Raw genomic sequence first — 18,733 nt, forward strand, 5'->3', positions numbered from 1 at the left:
TGCGCCGACTGGCTCTACAGGGAACGGAACTGGCTAACGCGCAAGTGAACACGATCCGGCTAAAGCTGTGTAAGGTGGCGGCCATCGTCATACACAATACGCGCCGAATTCGCTTCCTGCTGCCCAGTCATTACCCATATCAAGGACTGTTTGAAACCGCACTGAACAACCTGAACTCGACATAGCCATAACCAGTGCTGACCCGGCACACTTTAAACAACGGGGTAAGGGGAAGTGTGCCTGAAAATCGGGAATCCGGGTCAAAATCGACCTGTAGCTGTGGAGCTGCTCGAAAACATTCAACAAATTCTATGCAGTGCTACTTTAGGCTGTTTGGTGAAATATCCGGGCTAGTACTTTGCATGTCCTAGCAGCCCTGTTTGTCCTAGTAGCCCTCGATTAAGGCGAGCCATCATCTATCAACCAGGGGGCTATGGTGCAGTCTTCCGAATCAATACAGTGTTCACCCATAAATTTTGAAAGATCGTAGGGGTCCGGTGTTTTGTTGAGTATGGCTTTTATGTGGTCCGGTAAATGACTGGGACGATCGTAATTGTCGTCGAAATTAGGTAAGGCCAGATAAGATAACTGCTGAAACGCGGGAATTCTATTCAAGTCAGTAATGGCGGTGTCAATCAAGCTCACGACATTCAGATTGGGCATTTCCGCCAAGGGGCGCACATCTGTAATTGAGGTAGCGGACAGATCCAGCTCCTCCAACTGAATCAAACCGGCTAGGTGATGTAGGTCATCCTGGGTAAATGCGGTCTTGGATACTCTGAGGTGCTTAAGCCCTGGCAATTGTCCCAACAGCTCAAACTGGGTAAACGCCGACTCACGCAGGGACAAGGATTCCAGGTTTTCCGCCGTGGTTATAAAAGAATAGTCGCTGAGCTGGCTGCCATCCAGATTCAGGTATTTCAGGTTATTCGGCAAGTTCAGTTGGTTGACGGAATCACTATTCACCTCGGCAAGGTTGAGTTGTACAAGGCCTTCGGGTAAATCAATATCGGACAGGTCGTCCGGGAGTTCCGTATCTCGGAGATTGATGTATTCCAGTTCGGGAAGGGATGGGCCGTCGATCGCGAGCTTGTGAATGGTGGCATTGCCAAGATAGAGTTCTTTCAGGCGCGATAGATTGGCGACTTCTAGATCGTCCAGTCGGGCCGCTCCGAATCCAAGCATTCTAATGGGAGCAATACAATCTTCACTAAAACGGATTTGACCTTGGGGGTAGCTGACCGGGGCGGTTAACCACTCTAGCTTTTCCAGCTCACACACCCTTGAGAAATTAATGAGCTGACTTTTACCCAAATGCAGACTTCTCAATTGAGGCAAATTAGTCAGGATGTCCAGATCAAAATCGGTGTTCTTTTCTGGACCCGCAGCATAAGAGAAACTTTCCAGTGATCGACTCCGCGTGACCAATGGCAAATCGTTTTCTGACAAATATCCTAAAAACAAGTGAGCCAGCCTACCTTCTGAGCTCCATATCACCTGGTTGGTATCTTGGCGAGTATGTACATTATCAGAGTAAGAAGCCCTGATACGGTAGCCCGGTATAGAAAAACTGACCAGACTGTCGGAGCGGTTAACTGAGGCTTCCTCTAATACAAAGCCATGTTGACGCAGGAACCAGTGCTCATCGCTGTCTTCGTAATAACTATAAGACCGCACCAATGCCAGTTCATCCGGGTCGGCAAAAGCTTCCAGCGCTTCCATTGTCAACGGAAATTCTGGAACCGCCTTGTCTGCCGAAGCCATCGATAAGAGGTTTCCCAACAGTGCCAGGCTCAACAGACCAAGCCCCAAACGTTTCTTATGTCGCATCTAGCAGTTTCCTTCCAATTCGTTTACTCGGCTCAGGTGACAAATTCGAATAATGCTACACGTTTAAGGTTACCCTTCATCTTCAACCTGAACCAAGAGTTTCCAGCGATTAATAAACGTTTCCAGCATTAAGCGGCTTTGGCTTGCGTCGTTGGTGATCGGCGGGAAAGCGGCTTTAGCGAGTTCGGCGATGGTGAAGCCTTCGGGAAAGCGACCTTCAAGAAGGGCAGGCCAGGCGATTTCTGTCAGCGCGGCTTCTTCAGGGGTCATGTTTTGGCTTGACCGGCAGGTAGAGACTTTCTGCCCGGTACTCTTGAACCAGTCAATCAGGTTTCTCGCCGCACGCTCCTCGCTCTCGCCTTCATTCTCACTGTCATCCGTAGGGGTCAACGCCAGCCCAATTTGGATGTCGATGTCGTTTAGCTTCAGATAGTTAATCAGCTTTTGTTCGTCAATATCTCCTTCCTGATTGCTTAGCGCGCCGTTTTCCAACAAGCGGGGGATGGCCATAATATTGTAATTGCTCCACGTGACGGATTGGTCGAGTGGCAGAGGGGATAGTTTTTCGTCGATGCCAAACAGGCTGTACAAAGCGTTGATGATTCGAAGGTCTGTATTCACGTCGTGGGTGTGCATATCCTGAACGGTATCAATCAGCGTGCTTTGGTAATGGTCCTGAATGGTGGTGATAATGCCTTTTATCTCTTCGTTGGCGCCGAATTCCTTGTCGATATAGGCGTTAAAGTGGGGTTGCTGCGACATCCTCTGCCATACATCGTCGAAATAGACAAAGGTATCGCTGTAGAAGTGTGAACGGCCCCAGTTTTCCCAGTAATAGTCCCAGGCAATCATACCGACGGTTATGGCGACGCCGGCGACGAACAAGACCTGCCCTACCACGGGCATGGTATTCATGCCCAACAGGGTGACCATGATGAACTCTGACCCAACCAGGCTGCCGGCCACGATGGCGCCGTTGCCTATGGCCAACATCATGGAACGCATGGCTTCGTATTCCCGGCTGAGCTCCAGATTATGCTGGACGTCCATCAAACTTTGCACGGTCGCCACAGCCGATGCCGCGAACGAGAGGCGGTTAGCCCAGGTGCTAAGCACGCTCATGCCGGACACAGCCCTGCGGGACGATTGCGTGACCCATTGGCTGAGGCCAATGGCATCATCGGTGCCCGCTAACAGGCGGCTGGTGCCCATAGCCCGGCTCGTCAATCGTTGGTTGAACAGGTTCAATAAGGCGTCGTCCGCCGGCTTGTTGAGCACGGTACGCCAGAACTGAACCATGCCCGGTACCGTCAGCAGCGTTGAAGCTTCGTTTAACCCGGTCTCCAGGGTTTCGAGGTAGCGATGGGTCGCGCTCTTGAAATCGGCCTCGGTCGGGTTCTCCCAGGCCTCTTCACCCATGTGCTGCATAAAGCCGATAAGTTGGCTGGCCTTGGTATAGAGGAAAACGCCGGTTTTGGCATAGCCTTCAAAGCGCTGTACCACCTGGCTCGTACCCCAGATGTCGCCGCCGTAGGCCCGCTCGGTAAGGGTGCGTTGGTTTAACAAACGATTAGGGTTCAAGCGGTTGGTGCTGCGAGTAAAACGCACCATCATGTCGACCAATTGCGTTTGCTGATGACGCACATGCAGGCCAGTTATCGCGATGAGGTTCAGGGTTTGCGCACGGATGAGGATATTGGTGGTGACCGTCAGTGGTGCTCGATAACCGACTTCCAGCATCATGCTGGAGAGTTCCAGAACGCCTTCCAGTAGCGCAGGTGCACCGGGGCCGCGTAGGAAGGTTGACTTACCAACATCGAAGGCGGTTCCCAGCAGTTGGCTCAGTGGTGAATTAGTGTGCTTTAACGCTGCAAGTTCATTTGCATTAATATTTAATGAAAAGGAAGAGAAGTTATCGTCATTCTCTTCGTCGTATAACGCTGTGGAAAGCGCTGTAATAACTTCTTGTAGAGCTGGATCAGTCAACCATTGATGCAACGCAGGCAAAACGATTCGGCCGAACAACTCATCATCCCGATGCGATTGCGCCAGCATGGTCATCACACTAAGCAATCCGTCATATATCAGTGCAGTATAAGGCGAGGTGATTTGCCCTGTCAGACTGGAACCGACGGACCAGTCCAGAGTACAACTATGCCCCCATCGAGCGTTGGGCCTTTGATCAAAAATTTTCACGCCACCCATTAACGTTTCTGCCCAGCGCTGTTGCTGAGCATCCGGTATATCTTCCTGTGCTTCAGCCCACGCTTTTACCTGCTGCATCAAGGTTTCGTCTTCCAACAACGCAAACCCCCGCTCCACCGCTGCCCGGTACTTCGCGAAGGCTTCGTAGCTTTCCCGCTGCTTCAGGTAGGTAAAGTATTTACCCGCGCTGTCTTTATCATTCAGACTTTCGTCTACACGGTCAATAAACTGGGTTTTGCGCACAGCATGCTGCATTTTTCCCAACTGCTCATGCAGCGCTTTCTGCTTACTTTGATTAACAGGGTCTATACCGCCTTCCGGGAAATCAATATTGCACTGCAGCCAGTTCTTCAGCTGCTCGACGTTATAAATATCCCGATGTTTGTAATGATTGACCTGTTGCATCTCTAGTTGGGCGGTGTGCATGGCATCGCGGGCCTGAAAACACTCTAAGCTGTACTGACGCAGGGTGCGTGGCAGTGTCACCTGCTGTTCGCCGCTTGACAGCGGGGCTTCGGTTTTTATGGCGATGGCCTGGTCGCCGCGTGTCTGCTCGGGCAGTTCTGCCAGGTTCTTGATGGCGACGGAACCAAACCCCAGTGGCAACAGCATAAAGCCGTACTGGTAACCGGCGGTCAACTCGAACAAGCCTGTGGTGTCTGTGCCGGTCAGCGTCTCGGTGAGACGAGGGGCTATGGGCAACCCGACCTGACTGAAATTCAGGTTTTGCAGGTTTTGGGGAGCCCGTATCGGCTTACCGTTGGGAAAAGCGGCGATGGCGGCATTAATGTTTCGAAAATGCTCGGACAGGCCATAACTGAACCAGTTGGCGGTCAACGGATCGCCCGGCACCAGTTTTTGGGGCCGAGACGCCTTGCTGCGTTCCAACAATAAAAGGTGACCGTTTTCCGGGTCGACCTGAAGCTGAATATGGTGGTCTCGATTACTCAGGAAGTCCGGCTTGTTCAGGGTGGGTCGCCCATCATGGTCGGTATACAGCAAGCCCACTGTCATCAAATTGGGGGTCAGGTAATCCAACTGGAAGCGACCCAGTTTGTCTGTGTCTTCCCGGCGATAGCGCCAGCAGAGTACTTGGGAGTGGGCGTAGGGTTTGCCATCGGCATCTACAAACCGGGGCGCGCAGGCAGCCGCTGGGGCCTGAATGGTGACCAGATCGTTGGCTTGCTCTCTTCTGGAGGCATTGAGCGGCGAACCGAGGCTGCGCTTCAGGTAAGCCACGTCGGCGTCGATCTGGTGTGTATGAGCCAGGCTCTCAGCCCACTGTTTTAATGCCCGCCATGCTCTGCCAGCGGCCTCGGCGGCGAAACGGCTGGTAACAAAGCCGTCCGACGGGTCGCGTCGGCTGTCTGCGTAGCCTTGGTAGCCGCCGTCTCCTATACGACCCTGTTCCACTTTAATCCACGCGTCCAACTCCCGTTCGTGTTCGTAAAGCGGCAGGGAAAGAACCAGCCCTGATGCATCGCCGTTTTCTGCATAGCGCGCCGCTGCTTCCTCTTGAGCTGTGATGAATTCCAGTGGAGTATCATACCCCCGGTTGGCGTAGTGCCGTCTCAGGTCGTCTATCGCTCCGTATTGCACGCGAAAAGGGTTGGCGGGATGCAATATCGTGCTCCACCGGGATTGATCTATAAATTCACCGAGCCGGGCGACAGCCCGGGAAAAGTAATCGACACTTTGATAGACGCGCTGGGCTTGCTCTGCACCGAGCAACGTGCCGAGCAATTGATCAATCTGCTGATCATTCAGCGTCGAACTTCCAGGCTCTGGTAGCCTTAGAGAATCATCAGTAGCCGGTCTACCCATCGGGTATGGGTTATGTCGTTGGTAATGGGGCGGGTTGTTATGACGAGGCTGCTTTTCCCAGCCGTCCTCCAGGGCAAACAGGGCATCTTCGAGCGAGGAAATCAAGGACTCTAAACCCGCCGCAACAGCAGGTTCATCGGCGTCTTTCAAGGCATGAAGGTCGCGGTTCAGACGGTTCAGCTCGTTGACCAGCTTGCGAGCGTTAACATCGGTAGTAAGCCCCTGCCCTACCTTGACCAAACCTTGGTCGAACCGATCCAGCAGCCGCTCCAAACGGTCCCGCTCGGCGGTAAGCCGAAGCCGCTGTTCCGGTGTTGCACGTTCCAATTGAGGGTAGATCGCCAGCAGGCGTTCGATAACGTGATGACGTTGGTCCAGTGCAGTGGTTGTCATGGTTCGTCCTTAACCAGTGGGGGTCAGTAGGTATTGTCTTCTATCAACCAGGGTGCAATGGTGCACTTATCCGAGTCGATACAATGCTCTCCTAGGAGTCTTGAATAATCGTACGGGTCCGGCGTTTTGTTTAGGATCGCTTTGATATGATTGGGTAGATGGCTCGGTCGATCATAGTTATCATCTTGGTTGGGAAGAGCGATGTACGATAATTGTGGAAGCTGGGGTATTTTATTCAGGTCGGTAATACTCGTATTAGACAGGATCAACACATCCAGGTTGGATAAATCCGTCAGTGGGCGGATATCGGTGATATTGGCCCCTGATAAATCCAATTCCTCTAACTGCGTTAACCCGGTGAGGTATTTGAGGTGATTCTGCTGGAATGAGGTCAGAGGCAACCTGAGGTGCTTGAGTTTCGGTAGCGATGCCAACAATTCAAATTGAGTAAAGTCTGAATCCTGCAAAGACAGAGACTCCAAATTCTCAGCCGTGGTTATAAACGAATAATCGCTTAAGCGAGAACTGCTTAAATCCAGGTATTTCAGGTTGTCCGGCAGGTCCAACTGATTCACCGAATCGTTAGTCACACCTTGCAAGTAAAGTTGCACCAAGTTATCGGGCAAATGAACCTGGGAGAGATCTTCCGGCAACTCGGCTTCCCGTAGGTTTATGTACTCCAGCTCTGGCAGAGAGGCCCCATCAATGGCAAGCCAGCGAATAGTAGCCTTAGCCAGATAAAGTTCTTTCAACTGAGGTAAGTTCGCGACTTCCAAATCGTCCAGACGAGCTGTTCCGAAACCCAGCATTTTTAGGGGTGCACGGCAGTTCTGACTAAAACGAATTGGGCCTTGAGGATAACTAACAGGCGCTGTCAACCATTCGAGGTTTTCCAGACCACAGACACTTTGAAAGTTAAAAAGTTGGCCATAAGCCAAATGCAGGCTTTCCAGTTGTGGATGAACCAAGAGGCTTTCGAGATCCAGGTCTGCGTTTCTGGCCGTTCCATCATATATAGACAGACTTTCAAGGGATTTGTGCTGGGATAACAGCGCGATATCCTGTTCTTTAACATTGCCTAAAAACAAGTTCAGCACGTTGCCTTCTGGTGACCACTTTATGCGGCCAACATCGTGTCTGTTGTGTTCACTTTCTGAATAAGAGGCTTTAACCACATACCCCGGCACGTAAAAGTCGAGTAACCCAACAGTGAGTTCTACCGGCTTATCTTCCAAGACAAACGTTTGGTTTCCAAGAAACCATGGCTCATCGTCTAAATCTTCTTCGTAATAGCTATAAGACCGCACCAATGCCAATTCATCCGGGTCGGCGAAGGCCTCCAGTTCTTCCATGGTTAACGGAAAGTCCGGCGGAGCCTCTCGGGCCAGGGTAGACATGGCCAATACGGCACCCATCAGTAGAGCGCAACCCAATACACAGGGCGTTGGTCGGAGCGTTTTGTCATGTTTTTCTCGCTTATTCCTGTCGACCCAGGGTATCGGTCACGTTGCTTTCCTGAGTGTTGAGTTCATCACTGAGTGCCTGAAACACTTGTTCTGCGGCTCGGGCGTCTTTCTTCCCGGGCAAGCGGGCCGTGGCTGAAAGGTTGGTCAACCGTTGTTTCTTACCTACTTCCACGTCACTGGGGGCCAGGGTCCCGGCATGGAAAGGCCGTACTCGCGTCTGCCCATTGTGTTCGTAGGAGATGAGCCCACGCTTAACCTTGTTGGGCACAGTAAATACGGCCAGGCCATCACTGTTGGTAGTGGCAGTTAAGGGCTCTGAATTGTGCAAATGGGCACACTTAACCTCAATACCGGGAAGAGGTTGCAGACTGCCATCCACTATGCGAATCGGCAAGCGGTAGTCGCCGGGTTCGGACTCTGTCTCCGCAGTCTCCTCGGCCTCCAGGGTCAACCATTCCAGTTCTACGATCTCCAATAAATCCAGCGGTTCGGTCTCTTCAGGCTCATTCCCGGCCCCAACCTCATACTGCACATCGCCGTTGAAGGTGACGCCGTTCTGCCCATTCAACGTCACCTTCTTCCCGAACAGTTTGATGTTGCCACTGGGGTCGATCTTGATGCCGCCGTCACCCTGTTTCAGCAGAATATCGCCATTGCCGTTACCCTGAATGTGGATGTTGCCATTCACTTGATGGATGGCGGCACCGGATTGAACTTGCAGTTGCAGGTCGCCGCTGGTGACGGTGGTGCTCTGGCCGTTCATGGCTTTGATGGTGAGGTTCTTTTGCTGCACCCAGATACTGAAGTCAGCACCGGCGCTTTGGGTAAAATGCGCTTGCGCGATGTGGGTGTGATCGGTCGCGGCCTGGTGGTGAATGGCGCCTTCTTCGGTTTGGGTGAGGCTGTCGTTTTTGACCGATTGGGTGCGATCGGCGCCGATGCGTTCTTCAAGTTGTGCCTCGGCCTTGATGTTGATCGTCAAAGCCGCGTAGAGGTTAATGCTGCCGTATATGGCCATCAGGTGGATGTAGGGTTCGGCTTCCCGGGCGTTCAGTTCCAGGCGCACTTGCCGGTCGAAGGTGTGCAGGGCAATTCGGGTGGTTTTGTGGGTGTCGTCGAAGGTGAGTTCGTTCTGGCCGGGGGTGACGATGCGGCTTTGGGCGGCGTTATCGGCGGTTACTGGCCCGAGTTGCTGCTGACCCGGCACGAAGCCGACGATCATGGGGCGCGAGGGGTCGTCGTCGAGAAAGGTGACCAGGGCCCGGCTTTGGTCGAGCAAGGGGAAGTGCCAGCCGGTGGGGTCAGTGGCGTCTTGCTGCGGGCTGGCATAGGGCACCAGTCGGCTGGTCGGCGGGCTGGCCAGGCTAATGCCCCGGGTGCTGCGATCGAAATCGGCCCGGAAGTAGTAGTGGCCATCGACCCCGAGCTCGGCGTGGTCGTAGCGGCTTTCAATGCGAACCGGGAACAGGTGCGGTAAGGCCGCTGGCTCTGCCAATCGCGGACGCGGTGGTGTCGCCTGGGGGATGACGGCGGCGGTGTTGCGGTATTGAACGCCGGCGGTGGCGTTCGATTCGGCCGTGTGGGTCACTTCCACCATGCGATACTCGCCGGTCGGGCAGTCGTTGGGCAGTTGCCGGGCATCCAGGGCGACGGTGTGGCCGGCGCTTAACAGGGGTTGGTGGCTGTGCAGGGTCAGGAAGTACCGTTGCTGGTCAAAGAACTGCTGTTCGAACAGGGCGCGTTGCTCGGCTTCGGGGCGCGGGCGCGGTGAGGTGAAGGTTTGGTAGGAGGTGTTCTCCCGGCTGACCGACCCTGGCACGGTGCCACTGACATAGCGGCTGGTGCTGTGTGGCTGTTCCGACCAGCGTTGATAGACGGCGGTAATGCGGTTGAGTTGCTGGTCGGGTGCCAGACCCGATACCGTCTGCCCCCATTCTATGTGCGGTAAATAGGGGCTGCTCAGGGCGTCGTTGCGGATCACCAGCAGCTCGTGGTTTTGGTCCGCCGAGCGGTCTTCAAACCAGTAGTTGGCCCCCACTTCGGCCAGCAGGCGCTGGAAGCAGCCCAGGGTGGTTTCGTCCTGAACTTGCAGATAAGGGCCCTCAAACGCGGGCACCGGGTCCAGGGCAAGGTCGACTTCGATCCGTTCGTAGCCCATTTCCCACAGCAGTTGCCACAGCACCTGGTCCCGGGTCATGCCCATGAACAAGCGAGCCTGGCTTTGCTGGCGACCACGGTCGAGTTTACTGCTCAGCGTCAGGTCCAACTGGTAGGCATCGCCTTGCCAGGATTCATTGGCGCCGTGCAGGTTCAGGTGAAAGTGACGCGGTGTGATCAGCCCAGGCCCGGTGATTGTGACGCTCACCGGCTGATCGAGCAGGTTACCCAGGCTATCGGGCAAGTCGTAACGGTCGACTACGTTCAGGCACACAGACAGTCGGGTTGGGTGATTCAGCCGTTCAACGCCGTTCAGGCTCCGGGCCGGTAACACTTGCCCGGCCATACTGACGCTGACTTCAGTACGCAACGGGCTTGCTTGGGTTTTCATAAATCGCACATCCTTGAGTACATGCTGCAATGGTTTGCCCATCGGGTGTAACCTGCCACGCCTATTGTCGATAGACGAATCCCTGGCAGGCTCAATAAACATTACATAGAAAAGGTGCTACCACCGGAGAGGAAGTAGTAAGTGCAATAAGTCTACGGGACTGAAAAGATGCGTGTTGTGATCGAGTTGGAAAAATGAATTCCCGGCTATTTACCGAGCTACCGTGGGCTGTTAAATCATAGGCACAAAAAAGCCCCGACCATCTTTCAATGATCGGGGCTTTTTTTAATTTGGTACCAGAGGCCGGACTCGAACCGGCACAGTGTTGCCACCGGGGGATTTTGAATCCCCTGCGTCTACCAATTTCGCCACTCTGGCTGAGTGGAAGGCATTCTAGCGAAAATTCCTTTCGCGTCAATGGTTTGAGGCGATGTTTCTGCGTCTGTTACCCACCCGCCTACCTTTTGCGGCCTCTATTCAGGCCGAACGCAGACGCCAGTGGATGGTTTCACCCGCATAGAACGGCACTATAGCCTCACCGTGACCCAGGGTAATGCGCTCCGGCACTGTCCAGCTTTCACGCACCAGACGCACGGTTCCTTCATTGCGCGGCAACCCGTAGAAATCCGGTCCATGCTCGCTGGCGAAGCCTTCCAGGCGCTCCAGCACGCCCATCTCTTCGAACACCTGTGCATAGAGCTCCAATGCGGACCAGGCGCTGTAGCAACCGGCACAACCGCAGGAAGACTCTTTCTTGTGTTGTTCGTGGGGCGCCGAATCGGTCCCTAAAAAGAATTTGGGTGACCCACTGGCCACTGCGGCACGCAGCGCTTCCTGGTGGCTGCGCCGCTTCAGCACGGGCAGGCAATAGTTGTGGGGTCGAATACCGCCCACCAGTAGATCATTACGGTTCAGTAACAGATGCTGTGGGGTTACGGTGGCGGCCAGGGTTTCGGGGCCTTCGCTCACGAATTGGGCCGCATCGGCGGTGGTGATGTGCTCAAACACCACTTTTAACGCAGGGTGATGCTCAACAATGCCCGCCAGATGCTGGTCAATAAAGGCTTTTTCCCGGTCGAAGATGTCAATATCCGGGTGGGTGACTTCCCCGTGCACCAACAGCAGCATGCCCTGCTCCGCAAGCGCTTCAAACACGGGGTCCAGTTGGCTGAGCGCGCTAACAGCCGCGCTGGAATTGGTGGTGGCGCCGGCCGGATAAAGTTTCGCTGCTACCACTCCGGCCGCTTTGGCAGCACGGATATCCTCGGCACTGGTGGTATCGGTCAGGTACAGGGTCATCAATGGCTCAAACCGGCTGCCGGCAGGTCTTGCTGCCAGAATACGCTCGCGGTAAGCCATCGCCTGTTCGGCATTGGTAACCGGAGGCGTCAGATTTGGCATTACAATGGCCCGTTGAAAGCAACGCGCCGTGGCCGGCACGGTCTCGACCAGCAAGTCGCCATCGCGAAAATGTAGATGCCAGTCATCGGGCGTGCGCAGTAGTAAGTCGTTCATGCTGAATCCTGAACCTGAGAATGCGGGGTGTGTATTCTAACAGGCTAGCCGGTGCCGGTAACATCCCGTCTTTAATAAGGCAGTGACAACGACCATAGAGCCCGGAGGCCCTTTCAGCTAGAATAGCCGCCCGTTTATCGACAGGTGCCCTGCAACAGGCCATGAACGTCAGCGATTTCAATTTCACACTGCCAGATGAGTTAATTGCCCGCCATCCCGCCGAACAGCGCACGGGCAGCCGTTTGCTGCATCTTGATGGCCCTACCAGCCAGGTAGCCCACCGCCAGTTTCCGGACATCCTCGAGCTGATCGAACCCGGCGACCTGCTGGTGTTCAACAACACCCGGGTGATTCCGGCCCGGCTGTTTGGACAAAAAGACAGTGGCGGCAAGGTTGAAGTGCTCATCGAGCGCATGACAGGTGACAGCACTGCACTGGCTCATGTGCGAGCCAATAAGAGCTGCAAACCCGGTACCCGGCTGACCATGGAAGGCGGCATTCAACTGGAAGTGACCGGCCGTGAGGAGAATCTGTTCCGGCTGACCTGCCATAACGCAGAGCCTCTGGTCGACTTACTCGAACTGCACGGTCACATGCCGCTGCCGCCTTACCTTGAGCGCGAAGATTCCGCCAGTGACCGCGAGCGCTACCAAACCGTCTACGCCCAACGCAAAGGGGCGGTGGCCGCACCCACAGCTGGCCTGCATTTTGATGGGGCTTTGCTTGAAACCCTGGAGGCCAAAGGCGTTCACACCGCTTTCGTGACCCTGCATGTGGGTGCGGGGACCTTTCAGCCGGTTAAAGCGGACCGGATTGAAGACCACGTGATGCACGCCGAATGGATCGAAGTACCGCCCGAGGTGGTGGAGGCTGTGGCTGCCGCGAAAGCTCGTGGTAACCGGGTGATCGCCGTGGGCACTACTAGCGTGCGCTCGCTGGAAACAGCGGCCCGAACTGGCAGCCTGAAACCCTTTACCGGGGACACCCGCATCTTTATCTACCCCGGGTATGATTTTCAGGTTGTCGATGCCATGGTCACCAACTTTCATTTGCCGCAATCCACCCTGATCATGCTGATCAGCGCGTTTGCTGGCAAAGGCCCCGTGCTTGCGGCCTATCAGGCTGCTATTGATGAACGCTACCGCTTTTTCAGTTACGGCGACGCCATGTTCATTACCCGTAACCCCCTGTCAGACCCTATTAACCAAGAGACCGACGCATGAGCCGTACCTGTTTTATGACATTCGACCTGGCCAAAACCGATGGCAAAGCAAGGCGCGGTACCCTGACGTTCCCTCGCGGCAAGGTGGAAACCCCAGCCTTTATGCCCGTGGGGACTTACGGCACAGTTAAAGGCATGACGCCCCAGCAGGTTGAAGAAACCGGAGCACACATCATTCTGGGCAACACCTTTCACCTGATGCTACGCCCGGGCACCCAAGTCATTGAAGAACACGGCGACCTGCACGACTTCACCGGCTGGAAGAAACCAATGCTGACCGATTCCGGCGGCTTTCAGGTGTTCTCACTCGGTAAAATGCGCAAAATCACCGAAGCCGGGGTCACCTTTCGCTCGCCCGTTGATGGCGCCAAAGTTGAATTAACACCGGAACGCAGTATGGAAGTGCAACGCGCCCTGGGCTCAGACGTTGTGATGATTTTTGACGAATGTACGCCCCACCCCGCTACGCATGCAGAAGCCAAAAAATCGATGGAACTCAGTCTGCGCTGGGCCAAACGTTCCAAGCAGGCCCATGGCGACAGCCCCTCTGCCCTGTTTGGTATCATACAGGGCGGAATGTTTGAAGATCTGCGCGACGTCAGCTTGCGTGGCCTGACTGAAATCGATTTTGATGGCTATGCCATTGGCGGCTTGAGTGTGGGTGAATCAAAGGCTGACATGATGCGCGTTCTCGAGCATGTCACCCCATCAATGCCAGACCACAAGCCGCGCTACCTGATGGGCGTTGGCACGCCGGAAGACCTCGTAGAAGGCGTACGTCGCGGTGTCGATATGTTCGATTGCGTGATGCCAACCCGCAATGGCCGAAACGGACACCTGTTCACGACCGACGGTGTCATCAAGATTCGAAATGCGCGGCACCGGCACGATACCGGCCCACTGGATGCCGATTGTGACTGCTACACCTGTCTGAACTTCAGCCGGGGCTACCTGCACCACCTCGACAAGTGCGGGGAGATGCTGGGCGCACAGCTCAATACGCTGCACAACCTTAGATATTACCAGCGGCTGATGGCTGGTTTGCGTGCGGCCATTGAAGCGGGTAAATTGTCGGCCTTTGTGGACGACTTCTATCAGCGCCGGGGTCTTGATACGCCGGTACTGACTGACTGAACGCCACCATGCTTTTTAAAGAAAGGGCGCCGCACGGGCCTTGTGGCCGTGCCAGGTGCCCCCATAACAACAGTCTGAACTGAATTTGGCTACCCGAAACCGTCACCGGTGATTCGAAGGCCACACAACACCTTTAACCATTTGGAGTATTACCATGAAAAAACTGTCCGCCGCTCTGCTGGCCATGACTCCGGCACTTTCACTGGCGGCCCCGGCGGCTGGCCAGCCCAGCCCCTGGCAATTGCCGATCATGCTTGGCATCTTTTTCCTGATCTTCTGGTTGATGGTATGGCGCCCGCAAAGCAAGCGCGCCAAGGAACACAAAGCCCTGATCGCCGCACTGAGCAAAGGTGATGAAGTGGTAACCGCCGCGGGCATGACCGGCAAAGTCACCAAGGTCACAGACGATTACGTCAACGTCGAAGTGTCTGACAATGTCGAAATCACCTTCCAGAAAACCGCTATTTCCGCCACCCTGCCCAAGGGCACGCTGAAAGCGATCTGATCGACCCACCGTCAGGTTTCGTTCCGAACGTGACCGACTTGTAAACCCGGCCCCGGACTCACTGAGGAGGCTGCCGGGTTTACCCAGCTCAGGAAGGCCTCATGCTGAACAAATACCCCCTGTGGAAATACGCCATTATCCTGTCGGTGCTGGTGCTAGGCGTGCTCTACAGCCTGCCCAACCTGTTCCCGGCCGACCCGGCCGTCCAGATTCAAGGCGTTGAAGCTGGCGTTCAAATGAACGACACCACCGTGCAACGCACCGAACGCCTGCTCGATGACGCCAACATCGATCATTTTGGTGCCGAAATAAACGGCCAGTCACTGCTGATTCGTCTGAACAGTAACGATGATCAGTTGGCCGCCAAAGCGGCCATTCAACGAGGGCTGGGCGGCAATTATATTGTAGCGCTTAACCTCGCCCCGACGACGCCCGACTGGCTATTGGCTATAGGTGCGCAACCCATGTCATTGGGGCTCGACCTCTCCGGCGGTGTGCACTTCCTGTTGGAAGTCGATATGGAGCGCTTTCTGGAAAGCCGGCTAAGCAGCTACGCCGCCAATATCCGCACCACTTTCCGCGATGAAAACATCCGTTACCGCGGTGTTGATGTGCTCGACGATGGATCCATTCAGGTTTTGCTGGCCGATGAAGACTTCAGAGGCGAAGCCGACACCTGGCTGCGCCGCAATCTACCTGAATTCCAGCGCACCGATATCGAGTCGCGCGGGCTACCGGGCCTAATCCTAACCCTGACAGCAGAGCGCATCGCCGAACTGGAAGACTATGCCGTCAGCCAGAACCAGACGACGTTGAACAACCGGGTGAATGAACTGGGTGTTGCCGAACCGCTGGTCCAACGCCAGGGGCGCAACCGCATTGTCGTTGAATTGCCCGGCGTTCAGGACACCGCTCAAGCCAAGAACATTCTTGGTAAGGCGGCTAACCTGGAATTTCGTTTAGAGTCACGCGATGGACAGGGTGAAGTCTACCCGTTCAAGGACAGCAATCGCACCGCCATGCTGGAGACTGAGGTCATCGTCACCGGCGACAGCGTAACCGATGGCCGTGTGTCGTATGACGAAAATGGACTACCCCAGGTTTCCGTAAGCCTCGATGGTGACGGCGGTTCACGCATGGGCCAGACCACCCGGCGCTCCATAGGCGTACCCATGGGCGTGCTATTTATTGAGCAGAAGTCCATTCTGGAAGGCTATGAAGAAGTCGATGGCGAGGCCGTACCCATTTATAACTCGGTCGAGGAACGCGAAATCATTTCACTGGCAACCATTCGCGGCGCCTTCTCCAACAGTTTTGTCATCACCGGGCTGGATAACGCTCAGGAAGCCTCAGACCTGGCTCTGCTGTTGCGCGCAGGCGCCCTGGCAGCGCCAATGCAGTTTGTTGAAGAGCGCACCGTCGGCCCAAGCCTAGGTGCCGAGAACATCCGCATGGGTACGCAATCGGTTATCATTGGCTTTGCCCTGGTCATTCTATTCATGCTGGGCTTCTACAAGGTGTTCGGCATCTTCGCTGCGGTCGCGCTGAGTGCCAACCTGGTGCTGATTATCGCCGTTATGTCGATGATGAGTGCCACCCTGACCCTGCCCGGCATTGCCGGTATCGTACTGACCGTGGGTATGGCTGTGGACGCCAACGTGCTGATTTTCAGCCGAATACGCGAAGAAATTGCGGACGGCCGCTCACCACAGGCCGCGATCGACGGCGGCTACAATCGCGCGTTCTCGACGATTTTCGATGCCAACCTGACCACCCTGATTGTAGCGGTCATTCTGTTTGCCATCGGCACCGGCCCGGTCAAGGGCTTTGCGATCACGCTCTCGGTCGGCATCGTCACCTCCATGTTCACTGCCATCATGCTGACGCGTGCCCTGGCCAACCTGACCTTCGGCGGTCGGGTGGTGAAGAAGCTGCCCATTTAAGGAGCCCGTTATGTCTGATTTGAAAGTGCTGAATTTCATGGGCCATCGCCGCATTCTGGCGGCTGCATCACTGGTATTGCTGGCCATTTCCCTGGGGTCACTGGCGGTTCGCGGGCTGAATTTCGGCCTCGACTTTACCGGTGGCGCCCAAATCGAAGTGGGTTACGAAGAGCCTGCAGATGTCGAAAACATTCGCAGCACGCTCAACGGCGCCGGCTACCGCGACGTAGTCGTTCAGTATTTCGGTAACAATACCGATGTACTGATCCGCATGCAGGAAGACAACAATCCGCGGCTTGGCGACGAAGTCCTGGCGTTGCTGTCAGAGAAACGCGATGACGTTGAGCTGCGCCGCAATGAATTCGTAGGCCCTCAGGTCGGCGAGGAGCTGCGCGAAAACGGCGGTATCGGCATGCTGGTCGCGCTCGGCGTTGTCATGGTCTACATTGCGCTTCGCTTCCAGTTCAAGTTCGCGGTCGGTGCTGTCGCCGCCCTGGTGCATGACGTCGTTATTGTGCTCGGGTTCTTCTCGATTACCCAGATGGCGTTTGACCTGACGGTCTTGGCCGCAGTTCTTGCGGTGATCGGTTATTCGCTGAACGATACCATCGTGGTGGCCGACCGAATCCGGGAAAACTTTCGCATGGTCCGGCGCGATGAAACCGATTATCTGATCAACCTGTCATTGACTCAGACTCTTGGCAGAACCCTGATCACCTCGTTGACCACACTTCTGGTGTTGGTGGCTCTGGGCATCTTTGGCGGCGAACTGATCTTCGGTTTCGCTATGGCATTGTCTGTCGGTGTACTGGTGGGGACCTACTCGTCGGTTTACGTATCGGCCAACGTATTGATGGCGCTGGACCTGACCAAGCAGGACCTGATGCCCCCGGAAAAATCGGATGACCCGGAAGAGGAAGACATTCCCGCCTGGCTGACCGATGTCGATGAAGACGAGGACAGCAAAGAAAAAACCTGATGACTTCAGCGCCCCCGGCTACGGGGGCGCCGCTTTCAGGGCTTCAACTCGATTTTCCCCTGCGGTTTCGGTAAGGTTTCCAGTCTGATCGTTCCCTACCCTCAACACCCATAACGACCACCCAAAAGCGACCCATAATACTCATGACCAAAACGCGCGTACTGACCGGTATTACCACCACAGGCATTCCGCACCTGGGCAACTACGCGGGCGCGATTCGCCCGGCCATTAATGCCAGCCGCGATGCCAACACCGAATCCTTTCTGTTTCTGGCCGACTATCACGCCCTGATCAAGTGCCAGGAACCCGAACGAGTCAGAGAGTCCGTACGCGCCATTGCCGCGACCTGGCTGGCCTGTGGCCTGGACCCTGAACGGGTTACCTTCTACCGCCAGACGGATGTCCCGGAAGTGACCGAACTGACCTGGGTGCTGACCACCGTCACCGCCAAAGGCCTGATGAACCGGGCACACGCTTACAAAGCAGCGGTACAGGACAACGTGAATGACGACAACGCCGATCCGGACCGGGGCATCACCATGGGTCTGTTCAGCTACCCGATTCTGATGGCCGCCGACATTCTGATGTTCAACGGTGAAAAAATCCCGGTCGGCAAAGACCAGACCCAACACATAGAAATGGCCCGGGACATAGCGCAGCGGTTCAACTACCTGTATGGCGACACCTTTGCGCTGCCGGAGGCCGTCATCGAAGAGTCCGGCATGATTTTGCCCGGACTCGACGGTCGCAAAATGTCCAAAAGCTACAACAACACCATTCCGTTGTTCGAAGGTGAGAAAAAATTCCGCAAACTGATTAACAAAATCAAAACCAACTTGCTGGAACCGGGTGAACCCAAGGATCCGGATGATTCGGCGCTGTTTGATATCTACTCAGCCTTCGCCACGGCTGACCAGATCGCCGATATGCGCACCCAGTACGCCAACGGCATTGCCTGGGGCGAGATGAAGAAAGTGCTGTTCGACATGCTGAACGAAGAGCTCAGAGAAAAACGTGAGACGTATAATCAGTTGATGGATGATCCGGCCCAGCTCGACGCTATTCTGGCTCGGGGTGCTGAAAAAGCGCGCGACTATTCAGCGCCGCTGATGGCCGACGTGCGCAAAAAAGTGGGAATTGGGCCCATCGCAGGCTAACTTCTGGCTTAA

12 protein-coding genes and 1 tRNA gene are annotated in these 18,733 nt (G+C 55.2%); 7 read left to right on the top strand and 6 right to left on the bottom strand.

Annotated elements, in window-relative coordinates:
• Window positions 1-185, top strand: a 185-nt coding sequence (locus tag G565_RS0108140; protein WP_028670480.1) for a transposase, incomplete at its 5' end; no start/stop codon positions are given.
• Window positions 186-399: 214 nt separating this feature from the next.
• Here the strand turns inward: G565_RS0108140 and G565_RS0108145 are convergent.
• From G565_RS0108145 to pyrC, 6 genes are all read right to left on the bottom strand, one after another.
• Window positions 400-1,830, bottom strand: coding sequence for a leucine-rich repeat domain-containing protein (locus G565_RS0108145; RefSeq protein WP_028670481.1), 1,431 nt, complete (start codon window positions 1,828-1,830; stop codon window positions 400-402).
• A gap of 69 nt (window positions 1,831-1,899) precedes the next feature.
• Window positions 1,900-6,252: a hypothetical protein gene (locus G565_RS0108150; protein WP_028670482.1), complete on the bottom strand. Its 4,353-nt coding sequence runs from the start codon at window positions 6,250-6,252 to the stop codon at window positions 1,900-1,902.
• A gap of 23 nt (window positions 6,253-6,275) precedes the next feature.
• A complete protein-coding gene (locus G565_RS0108155; RefSeq protein WP_157600028.1) occupies window positions 6,276-7,604 on the bottom strand; it encodes a leucine-rich repeat domain-containing protein in 1,329 nt (442 codons plus the stop codon).
• Window positions 7,605-7,728: 124 nt separating this feature from the next.
• A complete protein-coding gene (locus G565_RS0108160; RefSeq protein ID WP_169579624.1) occupies window positions 7,729-10,266 on the bottom strand; it encodes a contractile injection system protein, VgrG/Pvc8 family in 2,538 nt (845 codons plus the stop codon).
• A gap of 291 nt (window positions 10,267-10,557) precedes the next feature.
• Window positions 10,558-10,644: transfer RNA gene (locus G565_RS0108165), tRNA-Leu, on the bottom strand.
• Window positions 10,645-10,743: 99 nt separating this feature from the next.
• A complete protein-coding gene (pyrC, locus tag G565_RS0108170) occupies window positions 10,744-11,781 on the bottom strand; it encodes a dihydroorotase (RefSeq protein WP_028670485.1) in 1,038 nt (345 codons plus the stop codon).
• Between the two features lie 161 nt (window positions 11,782-11,942).
• Here pyrC and queA point away from each other — a divergent pair, with 161 nt between their 5' ends.
• From queA to G565_RS0108200, 6 genes are all read left to right on the top strand, one after another.
• Complete coding sequence (gene queA, locus G565_RS0108175) at window positions 11,943-13,004, top strand: tRNA preQ1(34) S-adenosylmethionine ribosyltransferase-isomerase QueA (protein WP_028670486.1); 1,062 nt, start codon at window positions 11,943-11,945, stop codon at window positions 13,002-13,004.
• Window positions 13,005-13,018: 14 nt separating this feature from the next.
• Complete coding sequence (gene tgt, locus G565_RS0108180; protein ID WP_028670487.1) at window positions 13,019-14,137, top strand: tRNA guanosine(34) transglycosylase Tgt; 1,119 nt, start codon at window positions 13,019-13,021, stop codon at window positions 14,135-14,137.
• 154 nt (window positions 14,138-14,291) lie between these two features.
• Complete coding sequence (yajC, locus tag G565_RS0108185; protein WP_037338338.1) at window positions 14,292-14,642, top strand: preprotein translocase subunit YajC; 351 nt, start codon at window positions 14,292-14,294, stop codon at window positions 14,640-14,642.
• Window positions 14,643-14,743: 101 nt separating this feature from the next.
• A complete protein-coding gene (gene secD / locus G565_RS0108190; RefSeq protein ID WP_028670489.1) occupies window positions 14,744-16,585 on the top strand; it encodes a protein translocase subunit SecD in 1,842 nt (613 codons plus the stop codon).
• 10 nt (window positions 16,586-16,595) lie between these two features.
• Window positions 16,596-17,564, top strand: coding sequence for a protein translocase subunit SecF (gene secF / locus G565_RS0108195; RefSeq protein ID WP_028670490.1), 969 nt, complete (start codon window positions 16,596-16,598; stop codon window positions 17,562-17,564).
• A gap of 143 nt (window positions 17,565-17,707) precedes the next feature.
• On the top strand, window positions 17,708-18,721 hold the full coding sequence (locus tag G565_RS0108200; protein ID WP_028670491.1) for a tryptophan--tRNA ligase: 1,014 nt from the start codon (window positions 17,708-17,710) through the stop codon (window positions 18,719-18,721).
• Window positions 18,722-18,733: the final 12 nt, after the last annotated feature.

Source organism: Saccharospirillum impatiens DSM 12546, from assembly GCF_000423605.1.
Taxonomy (GTDB): Bacteria; Pseudomonadota; Gammaproteobacteria; order Pseudomonadales; family Natronospirillaceae; genus Saccharospirillum; species Saccharospirillum impatiens.